Origin of the sequence: Pseudomonas weihenstephanensis, assembly GCF_016812185.1 — a bacterium.
GTDB lineage: Bacteria > Pseudomonadota > Gammaproteobacteria > Pseudomonadales > Pseudomonadaceae > Aquipseudomonas > Aquipseudomonas weihenstephanensis.
The window spans coordinates 301,656-314,848 of record NZ_JAAEBV010000005.1; the positions used below are offsets into that span (position 1 = coordinate 301,656).

Here is a 13,193-nt window from a genome sequence, read left to right on the forward strand (position 1 = left end):
TGACGTTTTTTTTACTCGATAGCCGAAGGTCATACGTCTCGTTGTAGTCAATGCAACTGATTCGCATTTTGAGTCAGCTTTGCAACTATAAGATTCGTTCACCACGGAGCGCTATCAATGCCCACTCGTTTCAACAGCCGGTCCTCTTCCAACGTCCGCACACGTTCCAAGCACCCGTGCACGTTATCGTTGTTGACCGTCGCCGTACTGATGGCCGGCGCACATGCGGTACCGGCCATGGCCGCGACCGATGCGCAGCCAGCCAGTCGCTCCGTGGGCAATTACACCTTTGCAATTTCGCAACAGCCACTGGTGGCCGCGCTTAACGACTTTACCGCTGTGACCGGCTGGCAAGTGGGCCTGACCGCCGAACTGGGGCAGAACGTCTCGTCGCCGGGCGTGCGCGGTTCGCTGTCACCGGAAAAAGCCTTGGAACGCCTGTTGATCGGCACCAACCTGGGCTATCGCAAACTGGGCACAAACACTATCGTCCTCGAAAAGCGCGCTGGCAGCAGCGCCACCCTTGCCCTGCAACAAGTGACCATCAGCGCCACGCGTCAGGAACAAGACGTCATCACAGTGCCCAGCACCGTGACCGTGCATGACCGCCAGCAACTCGACCGCCAGAACGTCAACACCATCAAAGAACTGGTGCGCTATGAGCCAGGCGTCTCGGTGGGCGGTGGCGGCCTGCGGGGTGGCATCAGCGGTTACAACATTCGCGGCATCGACGGCGATCGCATCCTGACTCAGGTCGATGGCGTTGAAATCCCCAACTCGTTCTTCAACGGCCCGTTCGCCAAGACCCAGCGCAACTACGTCGACCCCGAAATCGTCAAACGCGTAGAGATCCTGCGCGGTCCGGCGTCCGTGCTGTACGGCAGTAACGCCATTGGTGGCGCGGTGAGCTACTTCACGCTCAACCCAGACGACATCATCAAGCCGGGACAAGACGCAGGCGCACGCCTTAAAACCGGTTACAGCTCGGCCGACCGCAGCTGGCTCAAGTCTGCGACCGTCGCGGGCCGTGCCGACCAGTTCGATGGTTTGCTGCATGTGAGCCGCCGCGACGGTCACGAAACTGAATCCTATGGCAATCACGGCGGCACCGGCCTGAGCCGTACCGCCGCCAACCCTGAAGACGTGCGCACCACCAACGTACTGGCCAAGGCCGGCTGGAACTACAACGACGATGACCGCCTGGCGTTCACCTATGAGCACTACAAAGACGACCGCGACATCAATCAAAAGAGCGTGGTAGGCGGCCCGTTCAACCTCGGCGCACCGATGGGCATGTACAAATCGCGTAACGGCAACGACACCGTCAGCCGCGAGCGTTTTGGCATAGAAAACACCTTTGTGCTCGACAGCGTGCTGGCTGATCACGGCAAGTGGAGCCTCAATTATCAAGTCGCCAAGACCGACCAGAGCACCGAAGAGCGCTACTTGCCGTTTGTGCGTGACGTGTATCGCACCCGCGACACCCTCTACAAAGAGCAGCAATGGGTGTTCGATGCGCAATTTGACAAAGCCTTTGCCATTGGCCCCACTGACCACTTGCTGACCTACGGCACCACGGTCAAACACGACAAAGTGACGGGTTCGCGCAGTGGCAGCGCGGTGTGCCTGGCGGTCGGCAGTGGGTGTAAAGCGGTGGGCGCACTCAGCACGGCCAAAGGCGATGTGTTCGCTAAAATCAGCGACTTCCCGGACCCGACCATCAACACCTACAGCCTGTTTGCGCAGGATGAAATCAGCTGGAACCAGTGGACGTTCATGCCGGGCGTGCGCTACGACTACACCCGCCTCAAGCCAAAAATCACCCAGGAGTTCCTCAATGCAGTGAACCCCAGCGGCACCGACCCCGTCAGCGATGATGAAAAAACCTGGCACCGTCTGTCGCCAAAACTGGGCGTGACCTACGCGTTCAACGATCACTACACCTGGTTCGGCCAATACTCCGAAGGCTTCCGTACCCCGACCGCCAAGGCGCTGTATGGCCGGTTCGAGAACCTGCAAGAAGGCTACGTGGTAGAACCCAACCCCGATCTGGAACCGGAAAAAAGCAAAAGCTACGAAACCGGCCTGCGCGGCCACTTCGATGAGGGTTCATTTGACGTTGCCGTGTTCTACAACAAATACCGCGACTTTATTGACGAAGACAACGTCAAGCCCGGCTACGACCTCGACAGTTTCCAGAGCCGCAACATCAAGCACGCCACCATCAAGGGTGTTGAGCTCAAAGGCCAACTGCAACTCGACGCGTTCGGCGCGCCACGCGGCCTCTACACCAAAGGTTCGATTGCTTACGCCTATGGTCGCAACGATGACAACGGTCAACCGCTCAACAGCGTTAACCCGCTGACGGGCGTATTCGGTCTGGGTTACGACCAGGATAACTACGGAGGTTTGGTGAGCTGGACCGTGGTGAAGAAAAAGAACCGGGTCGACGACACGGCGTTCAAAGCACCCGACATCGAGGGTAAACAATTCAAGACCCCGGGCTTTGGCATTGTGGATGTGAGCGCCTATTACAAAGTCACCCAAGACGTGACCGTGAGCGCGGGCGTGTACAACCTCACCGACAAGAAATACTGGTTGTGGGATGACGTGCGCAGCTACGACGGCGTGGGCGAAGCCTCGGCAGTCAACCCGGCCAACCTGGATCGCTTGACTCAACCGGGTCGCAACTTCGCGATCAACCTGGTCTGGGACATCTGATTCGGCCCCTCACTGCGCAGCGTTTTTACCTGTGCGGTGAGGATTTTTTACTGTGACGCGTCTTCTTGTTCGTCTAGTTACAAAGCGCATCTCATTCTCAAGGACATCTTCATGACCCCTCAAGACACCGCACAGCGTCCTGCCCTGCGTTCACAACGCCTGAACCAGATCACCAACGAGCCGCATCAAAAGCTCGACGCGCTGGTCAAAGCTCACAAGCCGTTTGAAACCCGGGAAAACTTCGCCCGTTTTGTGGTGGCTCAATACCTCTTCCAGGCCGAACTCCAAGCGCTGTACACCGACCCGGCCCTGAAAGAAATCGTGCCTGACCTGCCCCAGCGTTGCCGCGCCGAGCACGCCAAAGCTGACCTGGCCGACCTCAACACCGAAGTGCCCGCACCTGTCGCGGGTGCGGTCAACGCGCCGAGCAAGGCCCAGGCACTGGGCTGGATCTTTGTTTCGGAAGGTTCCAAGTTGGGTGCCGCCTTCCTGATCAAACGTGCGGTGGCCCTGGAGCTGAGCGAAACCTTTGGTGCGCGCCACCTGGGCGAACCGGCCGGTGGTCGTGCTGAAGGTTGGAAAAGCTTCGTCAAAACCCTCGACGGCCTGCAATTGAGCGCCGAAGAAGAAGCCGACCTGGACAAAGGTGCCGTTGCCGCCTTTGAGCGTTTCACCGTATTACTGGAACACGCCTACGCGGCTGAGCCAGAACTGGCTTAAGCTAGACCTGCCCGGTCAGCATGTGCTGGCCGGGCATTTTTTTATGCGTCTTGAGCTTATGACCCGCCAAACCCAATCCTCGTCGAAAATAGCCCAAATCCTCTTTGGCCTGCTGGCCTACGTCAGCCTGGGCATTGGATTGATTGCCATCGTGATACCGGGGCTACCGACCACCGAATTCATTTTGCTCGCCGCCTGGGCCGCGACCAAAAGCTCCCCGCGCCTGAGTGCATGGCTAGAAAACCACCGGTTGTTTGGCCCGATCCTGATCAACTGGCGCAATGGCAAGATCATTCAGCGCAAAGCCAAAGTCAGTGCCACCATCAGCATGTTGATATGTGCGGGGTTGATGTTGTATGTGCTTGAGCATCAATGGCCGGTGTTTTTGGCCATTGCAGGTATGAGTGTGGGCAACCTGTGGATTTGGTCGCGGCCGGAACGGCTGCCTTCGGCGCTGTAGGCCCGCAGCTTTGGGCTTTGTGCTTTTAACCAGCCCCTGCCACCACCCAATTAGCCCAGCCGACGCAAAGGCCACGTCGAGCTTAGGCGAGGCGGCCGGATGGCAGGGCAGATCAAAAGCAGGTCAAACCATTGGCCTGCGTGTGCAGGCCAATGGTTTTACAGCGTCAACGCACCGCTATAAAGCGCATACGCCGCTGCCAATGCTGCAATCACCACTGCCCCGAAGATCACCTGTTCAATGGCCTTGAACAGCGGCTCACCCTGCTCATGCTTGGCTTTGGCAAAGAAGAAGACACCCGGTGCGTAGAGCAACGCCGACAGCAGTAAATATTTCGGTCCCGCCGCGTAGAGCAACCAGATGGCGTAGACAAGGGCCAGCAGCCCCACCACCAGGTCCTTGACCCTGCGTCGGCTCGCGTTCGAGTAAGTCTCACCTCTTACACACAGCAACACCGCATAGGCAGCCGACCACAAGTAAGGCACAAGAATCATCGAGGACGCGAGGTAGATCAGGCTGGTGTAGGTGCCCGCAGACACCAGGGTGATGAGCAGAAATATCTGAATCATCCCGTTGGTCAGCCACAGCGCATTGACCGGCACGTGGTTGGCGTTTTCCTTTTTCAGGAACGCCGGCATGGTGTTGTCTTTGGCCGTGGCGTACAAAATCTCAGCACACAGCAAGGCCCACGACAGCAACGCGCCCAGCAATGAGATGGCCAGCCCGATACTGATTAAAATCGCCCCCCACTCTCCGACTACGTGCTTGAGCACGCCCGCCATTGACGGGTTTTGCAGCTTGGCCAGTTCTGGCTGGGTCATGATCCCCAGCGACAGTACGTTGACCATTACCAACAGCGCCAGCACGCCGATAAAACCAATGACGGTGGCTTTGCCCACGTCCGAGCGCTTTTCTGCGCGACCGGAGTACACACTCGCACCTTCGATGCCGATAAATACAAACACCGTCACCAACATCATGTTGCGCACCTGGTCCATCACGCTGCCAAGGCTGGGGGTTTCGCGGCCCCAGAAGTCCTTGGTGAAAATATCGGCTTTAAACGCGACACCCGCCAACACAATAAACATCACGATGGGGACGATTTTCGCCACCGTGGTCAGTTGATTGATAAAGGCCGCTTCCTTGATGCCCCGCATGACCAGAAAGTGCACGCCCCACAGCAGCAGCGAGGCGCAACCAATGGCAATCGGCGTATTGCCCTGCCCAAATACAGGCACGAAATAGCCCAAGGTACTGAACAGCAGGACGAAGTAGCCGACATTGCCCATCCAGGCACTGATCCAGTAACCCCAGGCCGATGAGAAACCCATGTAATCGCCAAAACCGGCCTTGGCGTAGGCATAGACACCTGAGTCGAGTTCAGGCTTGCGGTTGGCCAGGGTCTGAAACACAAACGCCAGCGCCAGCATGCCAACGGCTGTAATCCCCCACCCCATCAAAACAGCGCCACCCGCTGCCCGTTCGGCAATATTTTGCGGCAGCGAAAAGATCCCCCCGCCAATCATGGACCCGACCACTAACGCAATTAATGCATTAAGCCGAAGCTTCTGGGTGTTTTGCGACATCGCCACCTCGTTATACGGTTTCGAACAATTCATCGTTCACAGTTAATAGGCTACCGCTGTTCACTGACTAAATACATGTCGCATTTATACGTCTATTAACCCCCGCAATAAGCCCCTTTTTTTTAATCGCTAGTGCGTCTATTGAAACCCAGAACAATCCCCCTATGTAAACCAAGGTTTAATTTCATACTGTGGTCAATGAAACATGAACGCCACATTTGCAAATCTTCAAATAGTGACTAGCTTCAATCCCCACGACCTCGCGGCTATCCACCTATTAGCCACCTTTTAAGACCTCTGGAGCGCGCCTTTGAGGAAGCGTCAAAATAATACGTGATTGCGACCTTCCCGCTCTATTAACAATGGAATGTCGTAATGCGCTGATCTAAGTCAAACGGCTGAAATACCCACGCCATTATCTTAAGGCCTCACTTCTCCTAGATTGGAGTCACCACAAATGTCTGATACTCCCGGAAAACTACGATTGGGTGCGTTGGTTGCTCTGGTAGTCGGTTCTATGATTGGCGGCGGGATCTTTTCGTTGCCACAAAACATGGCCGCCAGTGCCGATGTTGGAGCTGTACTTATCGGTTGGGCAATCACCGCCGTCGGCATGCTGACCCTCGCTTTTGTATTCCAGACCCTGGCTAACCGCAAACCCAACCTGGACGGTGGCGTGTACGCCTACGCCAAGGCCGGTTTCGGCGATTACATGGGTTTCTCATCAGCCTGGGGTTACTGGATCAGTGCCTGGCTGGGCAACGTCGGTTACTTCGTCTTGCTGTTCAGCACCTTGGGGTACTTCTTCCCGGTCTTCGGCGAGGGCAACACCCCGGCCGCGATCATCGGTGCTTCAGTCTTGCTGTGGGCCGTCCACTTCCTGGTACTGCGGGGCATCAAAGAAGCGGCGTTCATTAACCTGGTGACCACGGTTGCCAAGGTCGTGCCGCTGGTGCTGTTCATTCTGATTGCCGTGTTCGCGTTCAAACTGGACATCTTCACCAGCGACATCTGGGGCTTGAAAAACCCGGACCTGGGCAGCGTGATGGATCAGGTGCGCAACATGATGCTGGTCACCGTGTGGGTGTTCATCGGTATCGAAGGCGCGAGCATCTTCTCTTCCCGTGCCGAGAAACGTTCAGATGTAGGTAAAGCCACTGTGATCGGTTTCATCACCGTGCTGCTGTTGCTGGTACTGGTGAACGTGCTGTCGCTGGGCATCATGACTCAGCCTGAACTGGCCAAACTGCAAAACCCGTCAATGGCCGCCGTGCTTGAGCATGTGGTCGGTCACTGGGGCGCGGTATTGATCAGCGTCGGTTTGATCATCTCCTTGCTGGGTGCCCTGCTGTCATGGGTGCTGCTGTGCGCCGAAATCATGTTCTCGGCCGCTAAAGACCACACCATGCCGGCGTTCCTGAAAAAGGAAAACGCCAACCATGTACCGGTCAACGCCCTGTGGCTGACCAACGCCATGGTGCAGGTGTTCCTCATCATCACCCTGTTCTCGGCCAGTACTTATCTGTCGCTGATCTACCTTGCGACGTCGATGATCCTGGTGCCATACCTCTGGTCTGCGGCCTATGGCTTCTTGCTGGCGGTACGCGGCGAAACCTATGAAAACGCACTGGCTGAACGCAAAAAAGACCTGATCATCGGCGGCATCGCGTTGATCTACGCCATCTGGCTGATCTATGCCGGCGGCCTGAAATACCTGCTGCTCTCGGCTCTGCTGTACGCACCCGGCGCCATTCTGTTCGCCAAGGCGAAGCTGGAAAGCGGCCAACAAATCTTCACCACTATCGAAAAAGTTATTTTTGCTGCCGTAGTGATCGGCGCCCTCGTGGCGGCTTATGGACTCTATGACGGCTTCCTGACCCTGTAACTCCCTGTTTATGTACTTTGGAGGATGACTGTAATGACCACGGAAAAAGTGAAATACGGCGTACATTCCGAAGCCGGCAAGCTGCGTAAAGTGATGGTTTGCTCCCCTGGCCTGGCTCACCAGCGCCTGACGCCAAACAACTGCGACGAGCTGCTGTTTGATGACGTGTTGTGGGTCAACCAGGCCAAGCGCGACCACTTCGACTTCGTGACCAAGATGCGCGAGCGCGGCATTGACGTGCTGGAAATGCACAACCTGCTGACTGACATCGTTGCCATTCCAGAAGCGCTGGACTGGATTCTGGACCACAAAGTGACCCCCAATCAGGTGGGCGTAGGTCTGGTCAACGAAGTCAAAGCCTGGATCAAAAGCCTGGAACCCCGCAAAGCCGCCGAGTACCTGATTGGTGGCGTGTCCGCTGACGATCTGCCTGACAGCTTCGGTGGCAAAACCATCGAAATGTTCCGCGACTTCCTCGGCCACACCAGCTTTATCCTGCCACCACTGCCCAACACTCAGTTCACCCGTGACACCACCTGCTGGATTTACGGTGGCGTGACGCTGAACCCGATGTACTGGCCAGCGCGCCGTCAGGAAACCCTGCTGACCACTGCGATCTACAAGTTCCACCCTGAGTTCACTAACGCCGACTTCCAGATCTGGTACGGGGATCCGACGGAGGATCATGGCAACGCCAGCCTCGAAGGCGGTGACGTGATGCCAATCGGCAAAGGCGTTGTTCTGATCGGCATGGGCGAGCGCACCTCGCGTCAAGCCATCGGCCAACTGGCACAGAACCTGTTCAAGAACAAAGCGGTCGAGCGCGTCATCGTTGCCGGCATGCCTAAATCCCGCGCCGCGATGCACCTGGACACCGTGTTCAGCTTCTGCGACCGCGACCTGGTCACCATCTTCCCGGAAGTCGTGAATCAGATCGTTGCCTTCTCGCTGTACCCCGATGAAAGCAAGCAGGGCGGCATTGACGTGCGACGCGAGGAAAGCAGCTTCCTCGACGTGGTGGCCAAAGCACTGGGCGTCAAAACCCTGCGTGTAGTTGAAACCGGCGGCAACTCCTTCGCGGCAGAGCGCGAGCAGTGGGACGACGGCAACAACGTGGTGGCACTGGAGCCTGGCGTGGTGATCGGCTACGACCGCAACACCTACACCAACACCCTGCTGCGCAAGGCCGGTGTAGAAGTCATCACCATCAGCGCCTCTGAGCTGGGACGCGGCCGTGGCGGCGGTCACTGCATGACCTGCCCAATCATCCGCGACCCAATTGACTATTAATTCATCCATTTGAATGCTTGCGCTGACCCTCACAAAGGGCGGCGCAAGCCGGTTACCAGAAACCCAGGAGATCCCCATGGCGTTTAACATGAAAAACCGCAGCCTGCTCAGCTTGGTGCACCACACCCAACGCGAGCTTCACTACCTGCTGGATCTGTCTCGCGATCTGAAGCGCGCCAAGTACACCGGTACTGAAGAGCCGCACCTGAAAGGCAAAAATATTGCGCTGATCTTCGAAAAAACCTCGACCCGCACCCGTTGCGCGTTTGAAGTGGCAGCTCACGATCAGGGCGCACACGTCACCTACATCGACCCGGTGTCTTCGCAAATCGGCCACAAAGAAAGCATGAAAGACACCGCCCGCGTTCTGGGTCGTATGTTTGATGCCATCGAATACCGTGGCTTTGCCCAGGAAATCGTCGAAGAACTGGCCAAGTTTGCAGGCGTGCCGGTGTTCAACGGCCTGACCGCCGAGTTCCACCCGACGCAAATGATCGCCGACGTGCTGACCATGCGCGAACACAGCGACAAGCCGCTGCACGACATCAGCTACGCCTACCTGGGCGACGCCCGTAACAACATGGGTAACTCGCTGCTGCTGATCGGCGCCAAACTGGGCATGGACGTGCGCATCGCCGCACCAAAAGCCCTGTGGCCTGAAGAGTCGTTCGTTAAACAATGTCAGGAATTCGCCAAGGAAAGCGGTGCAAAAATCACCCTGACCGAAGACCCGAAAGCCGCAGTTAAAGGCGTGGACTTCATCCACACCGACGTGTGGGTATCGATGGGCGAGCCGGTGGAAGCCTGGAACGATCGCATCAAGCTGCTGCTGCCCTATCAGGTCAACATGGACTTGATCAAAGCCGCCGAAAACATCCGTGTGAAGTTCATGCACTGCCTGCCTGCGTTCCACAACAGTGAAACCAAAGTCGGCAAAGACGTGGCCGAGCATCATCCAAACCTTAAAAACGGCATTGAAGTGACTGAGGAAGTGTTCGAATCGCCTTTCAACATCGCCTTCGAACAAGCGGAAAACCGCATGCACACCATCAAGGCCATCCTGGTAGCTGCGCTGGCTGATATCTAAAGCCGTGCCCCTGTGGGAGCGAGCCTGCTGGCTCCCACAGAACCCGGTTGTTTGTGCCCTTCCCCTCTTTTAAGGAATGACCTATGCGTATCGTCGTTGCACTGGGCGGTAACGCCCTTCTGCGTCGCGGCCAACCCATGACCGCTGAAAATCAACGCGAAAACATCCGCACTGCCACCGCTCAAATCGCTCGCATCGCTCCAGGCAACGAGTTGGTCGTGGCCCACGGTAACGGCCCGCAAGTCGGCCTTCTGTCCCTGCAAGCCGCAGCCTACACCGCCGTCAGCCCTTACCCGCTGGACGTGCTGGGCGCTGAAACCGAAGGCATGATCGGTTACATGATCGAGCAAGAGCTGGGCAACCTGTTGCCACCGGACGCACCGTTCGCCACTTTGCTGACCCAGGTTGAAGTTGACCCCAAAGACCCGGCTTTCCAGAACCCGACCAAGCCGATTGGCCCGGTCTACAGCGAATCCGAAGCCAAGAGCCTGGCGGCTGAAAAAGGCTGGAACATTGCACCGGATGGCGACAAATTCCGCCGTGTGGTGGCCAGTCCAAAACCCAAACGCATCTTCGAAATCCGTCCGATTAAATGGCTGCTGGAAAAAGGCACCATCGTCATCTGTGCAGGCGGCGGTGGTATTCCGACCATGTACGGCGAAGACGGCAAGCTCAAAGGCATTGAGGCGGTGATCGACAAAGACCTGGCCTCCTCCCTGCTGGCGCAGCAACTGAACAGCGACCTGCTGGTCATCGCCACGGACGTGAATGCAGCCTTCATTGACTGGGGCAAACCGACCCAGAAAGGCATTGCCCAGGCTCACCCCGATGAGCTGGAAAAACTCGGTTTCGCCTCAGGTTCAATGGGTCCGAAAGTTGAAGCGGCGTGCGAATTCGCGCGTAAAACCGGTAAAACCGCAGTCATCGGCGCACTGGCCGATATCGAAGCTATCGTTCAAGGTAAAGCCGGTACTCGCGTTAGCACCGAGAAATCGGGTATTACGTACTTCTGAACCTCGGGGCAGGCTTTAGGGTCTGCCCTTTTACCCCCTCTCCAAGGAGTTACCCTATGGCCTCGTTCGAGCCCGGTCACCTGCATATCCACCGCGAACCGCTGCAACCAAGCGATTTCGGGTATGACATCAAGATCGATTACCAGGTCGTTCAGGATCCCAAGGAAGGCAAGTCGATGCAGTTCGACATGCACGGCCAAATCAACAAGAAGGATTTTAAAGAGACGTTCATTCTGCCCAAAGACCAGTTCTATAACTTCGCCAAAGTCGGGTTTGATATCGCCAAAAAAAATGGCATCCCGCCCTATGCGTCCTTGGCTTCGATGCACAAATATTTCGACATGATGTTTGAAGACGTGCGAAAACAACTGGGTCACGAACTGGGCGAACCGATGAAGCCCGAACATTTGGAGTGACGACTCGCACCACAGAATTCGCCACCATCGCGCAGCAGTTGCCGCAGGCGACGTCCGGTTACACAGCGATTGCTTAATCGCTGAGCACGCCACGCCAGCCACCGGCCGCTGCCACGCCATAAAGCCCGCCGCAAATTTCGCCAATTCTCTGCTCCAAGGCATACTGGCCACCTCCGCTGGCCAGAAGTGTTGCTCGTTCCCATGCGTATCCATGTCAGTTTTATCGACCGTGTCGGCATCACCCAGGAAGTACTGGCGCTGCTCGGCGGGCGTAATCTCAATCTGGATGCCGTGGAGATGGTGCCGCCCAACGTCTACATCGACGCGCCGACGTTAAGCCCGCACGTGCTCGACGAGCTACGCGAAGCCTTGTTCCGCGTGCAGGGCGTGCAATCGGTGGAGGTGGTGGACATCCTTCCAGGCCAGCGCCGGCACCTGCAACTCGATGCGCTGCTGGCGGCCATGACCGACCCGGTATTGGCACTCGACAGCGAAGGCCACGTGCTACTGGCCAACCCGGCGCTGGTGTCGCTGTGCGGCCACGAACCTGGCGGTGAAAGCATCAGCGCGTTGTTCAGCGACCCCGGCTTGCTGCCTGCGCTGCTAGAAAACGGCTTTCGACTGCCGCTGCGTGAAGTCACCCTCAACGGCCATCCGCTGATGCTCGATGCCACCCCCATCACGGATGCGGGGGCGCTGCTCACCTTGTATCAACCGAGCCGTATTGGCGAACGCCTGGCAGCCCTGCATCACGACCACGCTGAAGGCTTCGACGCCTTGCTCGGAGACTCACCCGCGATCCGCACCCTCAAAGCCCGCGCTCAACGCGTGGCGACCCTGGATGCACCGTTATTGATTCAAGGTGAAACCGGCACCGGTAAAGAACTGGTGGCCCGCGCCTGCCATGCCATCAGCGACCGCTTCGGCGCGCCTTTTCTGGCCCTCAACTGCGCTGCCCTGCCTGAGAACCTGGCCGAGAGCGAGCTGTTCGGCTACGCCCCCGGCGCTTTTACCGGCGCGCAACGCGGAGGTAAGCCGGGGCTGATGGAGCTGGCCAATCACGGCACGGTGTTCCTCGATGAAATCGCTGAAATGTCACCTTACCTGCAAGCCAAGCTCCTGCGCTTTTTGAATGACGGCAGCTTTCGCCGTGTGGGCGGCGAACGCGAAGTGAAGGTCAATGTACGCATCCTCAGCGCCACGCATCGCAACCTCGAAAAAATGGTCAACGACGGCACCTTTCGCGAAGACCTGTTCTATCGCCTGAATGTACTCAACATCGACGTCCCGCCGCTGCGTGAACGCGGGCAAGACATCCTGCTGCTGGCGCGCACCTTTATGCAGCAGGCCTGCACTCAAATCCAGCGCCCGGTGTGCCGCCTGGCGCCCGGCACCTACCCCGCCCTGCTGGGCAACCGCTGGCCGGGCAATGTGCGGCAACTGCAAAACGTGATCTTTCGCGCCGCCGCCATTTGCGAAAGCAACGTCGTCGACATTGGCGATCTGGACATCGCCGGGACCTCAGTGGCACGGCAAAACGATGGCGAAGTGCTGACCCTGGAACACGCTGTCGCCTCGTTCGAAAAAGCCCTGCTGGAAAAGCTCTACGTCGACTACCCTTCCACCCGCCAGTTGGCCAACCGCCTGCAAACCAGCCACACCGCGATTGCACAGCGGCTGCGTAAATATGCAATCCCCGGCAAAAATCCTGCTTCGTAGCCGCCGCAGGGTGCAAGCTTTTGATCTGATCGCCTAACACGCTCAAGCGATCGTATTGAATTCGATACGGCGGAACGATTTCAGTACACATATGGCCTGACGCACTGCTGCAAGGCTTTGATCCGCTTCGATTTTTTAAACCCCTCACACCTGTAGCGATTTCGCTACAGATAGCATTAGGCTGCCGCCTGTCGAAACCACCAATTCATTGATAAATATGGCCTTTTACAAATTGGCAGCCATCTTGCAATGCACTCCTCAAAGCGCTCGTCCTTGCACGAGCAATCAACTGCGAC

At 57.3% G+C, this 13,193-nt stretch carries 10 protein-coding genes; 9 read left to right on the forward strand and 1 reads right to left on the reverse strand.

Annotated elements, in window-relative coordinates:
• Positions 1-117 precede the first annotated feature (117 nt).
• The 3 genes from GYN01_RS17510 to GYN01_RS17520 all read left to right on the forward strand — a co-directional run bounded on the left by GYN01_RS17510 (position 118) and on the right by GYN01_RS17520 (position 3,901).
• Positions 118-2,721: a TonB-dependent receptor gene (locus tag GYN01_RS17510; RefSeq protein ID WP_203307525.1), complete on the forward strand. Its 2,604-nt coding sequence runs from the start codon at positions 118-120 to the stop codon at positions 2,719-2,721.
• A 111-nt stretch (positions 2,722-2,832) separates the two neighbouring features.
• A complete protein-coding gene (locus tag GYN01_RS17515) occupies positions 2,833-3,441 on the forward strand; it encodes a biliverdin-producing heme oxygenase (protein WP_048363423.1) in 609 nt (202 codons plus the stop codon).
• Between the two features lie 58 nt (positions 3,442-3,499).
• Complete coding sequence (locus tag GYN01_RS17520; protein ID WP_048363422.1) at positions 3,500-3,901, forward strand: YbaN family protein; 402 nt, start codon at positions 3,500-3,502, stop codon at positions 3,899-3,901.
• Positions 3,902-4,059: 158 nt separating this feature from the next.
• On the opposite strand, the gene arcD (GYN01_RS17525) is transcribed toward GYN01_RS17520, so the two are convergent.
• The gene (gene arcD, locus GYN01_RS17525; protein ID WP_203307526.1) at positions 4,060-5,487 is read right to left on the reverse strand and encodes an arginine-ornithine antiporter; all 1,428 of its coding nucleotides are present in this window, start codon (positions 5,485-5,487) and stop codon (positions 4,060-4,062) included.
• A 457-nt stretch (positions 5,488-5,944) separates the two neighbouring features.
• Here arcD (GYN01_RS17525) and arcD (GYN01_RS17530) point away from each other — a divergent pair, with 457 nt between their 5' ends.
• The 6 genes from arcD (GYN01_RS17530) to GYN01_RS17555 all read left to right on the forward strand — a co-directional run bounded on the left by arcD (GYN01_RS17530) (position 5,945) and on the right by GYN01_RS17555 (position 12,897).
• Positions 5,945-7,372 (forward strand): arginine-ornithine antiporter, encoded by a 1,428-nt coding sequence (arcD, locus tag GYN01_RS17530; protein WP_048363420.1) that lies wholly within the window; start codon positions 5,945-5,947, stop codon positions 7,370-7,372.
• 33 nt (positions 7,373-7,405) lie between these two features.
• On the forward strand, positions 7,406-8,662 hold the full coding sequence (gene arcA / locus GYN01_RS17535; RefSeq protein ID WP_048363419.1) for an arginine deiminase: 1,257 nt from the start codon (positions 7,406-7,408) through the stop codon (positions 8,660-8,662).
• 76 nt (positions 8,663-8,738) lie between these two features.
• Positions 8,739-9,749: an ornithine carbamoyltransferase gene (locus tag GYN01_RS17540; RefSeq protein ID WP_048363418.1), complete on the forward strand. Its 1,011-nt coding sequence runs from the start codon at positions 8,739-8,741 to the stop codon at positions 9,747-9,749.
• An 83-nt stretch (positions 9,750-9,832) separates the two neighbouring features.
• Positions 9,833-10,762 carry a carbamate kinase gene (gene arcC / locus GYN01_RS17545; protein WP_048363417.1) on the forward strand — a complete coding sequence of 310 codons (930 nt, stop codon included), beginning with the start codon at positions 9,833-9,835 and terminating at the stop codon, positions 10,760-10,762.
• Between the two features lie 56 nt (positions 10,763-10,818).
• Positions 10,819-11,178, forward strand: a complete 360-nt coding sequence (locus tag GYN01_RS17550; RefSeq protein WP_048363416.1) for a DUF5064 family protein — start codon at positions 10,819-10,821, stop codon at positions 11,176-11,178.
• A gap of 201 nt (positions 11,179-11,379) precedes the next feature.
• The gene (locus GYN01_RS17555; RefSeq protein ID WP_048363415.1) at positions 11,380-12,897 is read left to right on the forward strand and encodes a sigma-54-dependent transcriptional regulator; all 1,518 of its coding nucleotides are present in this window, start codon (positions 11,380-11,382) and stop codon (positions 12,895-12,897) included.
• The last annotated feature ends 296 nt before the right edge of the window (positions 12,898-13,193 follow it).

Coding starts and splice junctions, on each gene's coding strand:
- GYN01_RS17510 (WP_203307525.1), top strand. CDS start 118: ATGCCCACTCGTTTCAACAGCCGGTCCTCTTCCAACGTCCGCACACGT.
- GYN01_RS17515 (WP_048363423.1), top strand. CDS start 2,833: ATGACCCCTCAAGACACCGCACAGCGTCCTGCCCTGCGTTCACAACGC.
- GYN01_RS17520 (WP_048363422.1), top strand. CDS start 3,500: ATGACCCGCCAAACCCAATCCTCGTCGAAAATAGCCCAAATCCTCTTT.
- arcD (WP_203307526.1), bottom strand. CDS start 5,487: ATGTCGCAAAACACCCAGAAGCTTCGGCTTAATGCATTAATTGCGTTA.
- arcD (WP_048363420.1), top strand. CDS start 5,945: ATGTCTGATACTCCCGGAAAACTACGATTGGGTGCGTTGGTTGCTCTG.
- arcA (WP_048363419.1), top strand. CDS start 7,406: ATGACCACGGAAAAAGTGAAATACGGCGTACATTCCGAAGCCGGCAAG.
- GYN01_RS17540 (WP_048363418.1), top strand. CDS start 8,739: ATGGCGTTTAACATGAAAAACCGCAGCCTGCTCAGCTTGGTGCACCAC.
- arcC (WP_048363417.1), top strand. CDS start 9,833: ATGCGTATCGTCGTTGCACTGGGCGGTAACGCCCTTCTGCGTCGCGGC.
- GYN01_RS17550 (WP_048363416.1), top strand. CDS start 10,819: ATGGCCTCGTTCGAGCCCGGTCACCTGCATATCCACCGCGAACCGCTG.
- GYN01_RS17555 (WP_048363415.1), top strand. CDS start 11,380: ATGCGTATCCATGTCAGTTTTATCGACCGTGTCGGCATCACCCAGGAA.